Below are 2,799 nucleotides of genomic sequence, written 5' to 3'. Positions count from 1 at the left end.
ATCATTTCGTCTTTGTTTCGAGGTAGCTTCATCGTTATCGCATCCTGAGCCGATGTGACTATTTGTAAGCCTGAGCCTCCACATGAAGGACATTTTTCACCGTCTATCAAATATCCGTTCGTACAGTCAATATTAGAACATTCCTCAATATACTGGGCTTTCTGCGGAAATGCGTGTAGTGCCATTGTCAAATCAAACTCAGAATTTGCTTTGATAGTTTTTTCGAGTATAGGTACGGCTTCGGAATAATACGACATAAAAATAGGACTTACTATTTTGCGTTCTTTCTTGTAACCTATTTGCCTGGCAGGAACGTAACCTAATTTGTAAGGTGTTGGAAAGTAAACCCTATAAATTTTACCGTTTATTTTCATATAAACAGTTTCATTATCAGCCGGCTCGTATTTCGTGTCAACTACTAATGTAGGTAATTCATCGTTTTTCAACTCAAATACTTTAATAGCCCTGTCCATGCCGTAATATGTCCATGTTTTTACATCTTCTTTCTGTGCTACTATCAAATATTGAAGTACATTATTGATATAATTGTAATCTACTGCCATTTCTGAACTTACCTCAAAAGGATAGGGCTTCACATCTTCTTTCCATTCGATTACGAGAAAACTGTTAGGGTCAACAAAATTCAATTCAATTACCCTGTCTAAATACTCGTCAAGTGATTCGTTACCGTAAAACCCCCAAAGGATTTTATTAAACTTTTCCTTTTCTTCTGAATTGTCAAAGGTTAGTATTTTTCGGGCTGCGTTGGAACGTGGAATCTTATAACAAGGCTTCATCAGGTTTTCGACAATCGTATTCGTAATGTGTTTTGTTATCTTCTTACGTTGTTTAAACATAATCTCATCTTCTCTCCGTTCAAAGCGTAACATCATTTCATCTAATCCCTCACCTGTAGTCAGGGCTTGGTATAATTTAGCTTTCTCGATTGTTTCCTTGTAAGTAGCGTGAAATTTGCCGCTCAATACTCTTATAAGTTCTTCCATGTCAATATATTTTTCTCAAAGATAATTTATCTTATATGTTTTTCAAAGTTTGTCAATAAAAAATAGTCTAAAGCATTGCTGTAATTTCCGTTTTTCCTTATGCCTGACTCAGTATGAAACATCTTTTCGTTCTTTGAACCTATTTTTATATTCTTCAAATCTGCTATTAAATCAGAGCATTCCGGATTAATAATTACTTTTTCCAAAGCATACTTCACTACTCTATTATGGTCAGGCATAAACATATGAGGAATTTTTTTTGTGGATATTTTCCTAAACTGTTTTATGTCTATTTCTTTTGATTTCAGGTCGTTTGTATAAAGTACTCCGGTTTTGTCTAACTCCGCTGTGTCTGTTGTTGTGCCTTCTTCATGAATATAAACAAACTTATCTATTACGTAAATTTTAAGATAGGTATAAACTCCGAAGTGATTACTCACAGCAATATGTTCAATCCCTTCCGGTGTTAAAGTTTGAATTTGGTTATCTGTTATCTGATAATACAGACCTTCGAGATTATTAAAATAGTAATCACAGGCATATCCTATCAAATCACAATATTCATCGTGCTTGGCGTTCGGAAACGCTTTTATCTGCTCAATAAAACTATCATTCCAGTTCCCTTTAATTAAAACAACTCTACCGGATTGAACTTTAGGTGCTGCCGTTTGTACCCTTGCTGTTTTCCCCTCGCTCACTAAATGGCTTTTGATTTTTACAGCGTTTAGTTTTGTTTCATTATTCAATAGCTGAATAAGTGTTTCCCCTGTGGCTTTTGGCTCTATAAACACTCTTGAAAGTCCTGAAACATTATGAAGTAAACAATACTCAGGCGTGAACTTCATTACTTCCGGCATCTCCATGTGTTTGTCCGTAGCATGTTTGATGTAAAGCTTATTATTTCCGTACCCTGCTACCATGAATCCAGTAGGGTCGTTATCAGTATTTTTAGTGTATGCTCCATCAATCCACAAGTCCCATGTTACCGCTGGTAATTCTGTTTGTATCTCAAACCATTCCGATTTAATGATTCCACCTTCTTCGGGATATGGTCTTTGTAAATACTGACCTGAGTAACTATACGTCCCCAATAGTTTTTTCCTTTTTTCAAGTTCTTCTAATGGTAGTCTTTTCGGGTCCAAGAGTCCATCTGTGTATAACTCACCTTCACCGACTGCAGGCAAACAAATGTGCTTTATGTTTAATCCTAATTCAAGTAAATGTCCTGTCGGATCTTCTTCATGAAGTCGCTGCATCACTAATATCGTAGGTGTTTTTGTTTTATCCCTTTTCCTGTCAGGAAGCGTTGTTGTTATGTATCTATTCGCTCTATCTCAGTTCCCGAACTAATCCTACCACCTGCTTGTATTGTTTCAAAGAAGTATTCTGTCTTTTTGTTATATTCGATTGCCCCGAAAATTCCTACGTGTGCATCTGAATTTAATACCAACATGCTTTTCCTGACAAAGTTTTCAGCCAATGCAGCGGAATAAGACGAATTTAATACAAATGTCGAAGGGTCGTTAGTAATTAACCATGCAGGCCACAATATCGAAACGATTGTAGATTTCGACATTCCTGGCGGAATATTAATTATTATATAGTCTTCGTCAAGTTTTTGCTTGTTAAGAATAGCATTCCCGACTCTTTGAAGTTCGTTACAAAGGTATTCGATATGTTTTGAGAGAATTAAAGGGTCTGGAGATACCAAAGGCCAAAAGAACTGAAAGTACTCATAGAAACTGACCTTTAAATCCCTTCTAAGTTCTTCCATCACTTAATTACTTCACGTTTT

The 2,799-nt window shown here is 36.0% G+C and carries 3 protein-coding genes; all 3 read right to left on the bottom strand.

Annotated elements, in window-relative coordinates; genetic code table 11:
• A partial coding sequence (locus JU82_RS05175) for a hypothetical protein (RefSeq protein WP_294892201.1) occupies positions 1 to 1,004 on the bottom strand: 1,004 nt, incomplete at its 3' end.
• Positions 1,005 to 1,030: 26 nt separating this feature from the next.
• A complete protein-coding gene (gene terL, locus JU82_RS05170) occupies positions 1,031 to 2,260 on the bottom strand; it encodes a phage terminase large subunit (RefSeq protein WP_037947482.1) in 1,230 nt (409 codons plus the stop codon).
• Positions 2,261 to 2,316: 56 nt separating this feature from the next.
• Positions 2,317 to 2,781, bottom strand: a complete 465-nt coding sequence (locus tag JU82_RS05165) for a hypothetical protein (protein ID WP_294892200.1) — start codon at positions 2,779 to 2,781, stop codon at positions 2,317 to 2,319.
• Positions 2,782 to 2,799 lie beyond the last annotated feature (18 nt).

It is taken from the genome of Sulfuricurvum sp. MLSB (genome assembly GCF_000747095.1).
GTDB lineage: Bacteria > Campylobacterota > Campylobacteria > Campylobacterales > Sulfurimonadaceae > Sulfuricurvum.
The sequence above is the reverse complement of the archived record's forward strand: the minus strand, read 5'-3'. Positions and strand labels throughout refer to the sequence as shown.

Bases quoted from the DNA above. Each gene is read 5' to 3' on its own strand.
- terL (WP_037947482.1), bottom strand. From the start codon at position 2,260: ATGCAGCGACTTCATGAAGAAGATCCGACAGGACATTTACTTGAATTA.